The sequence below is a fragment of the Achromobacter sp. SIMBA_011 genome (assembly GCF_046535435.1).
Taxonomy (GTDB): domain Bacteria; phylum Pseudomonadota; class Gammaproteobacteria; order Burkholderiales; family Burkholderiaceae_B; genus Achromobacter; species Achromobacter dolens.
On record NZ_JAWRWN010000070.1, the window covers coordinates 1 to 426 of the forward strand.

Consider the following 426-nt stretch of genomic DNA (forward strand, 5'->3'; position numbering starts at 1 on the left):
TGTGACAACCAGAATTAAACCTTTTTTCCTTCCGAAACGGTCTGAAAACCATCCTCCGGCAGAGGCGCCGATAAACATTCCGAAATAGGAGACAGACGTAATAAAAGCGATGGTATGAGTAGAAATGTTCCATTCCTTTAAAAGTGAAGGCGCCGCATATGAAAACGTATTTAAATCGATAAAATCAAAAAAGTAAGCGAATGAAAGGATAACGAGCACTGCTTGATGGGCCCTTGAAAAAGGCAGTCTGTTTAATCGATTAGACGCATTTACATTGATCATCTCGTATTCCTCCGTTTATCTTTGACTTGTCTGAAGACTGGTATTAACCAATGTGATTCAGCGTATTCAGGTTGTAACTTTGCTTTGTAAACACATAGCCTTCAGAGATTTTTCTTGCTGTGCGTACTACTTTAATCGTTGTTC

1 protein-coding gene is annotated in these 426 nt (G+C 39.2%); it reads right to left on the reverse strand.

Annotation, left to right across the window (positions count from 1 at the left end; translation table 11 throughout):
- The coding region (locus SB816_RS29945; RefSeq protein ID WP_410547983.1) for an MFS transporter at positions 1 to 282 on the reverse strand (282 nt) is incomplete at its 3' end.
- Positions 283 to 426 lie beyond the last annotated feature (144 nt).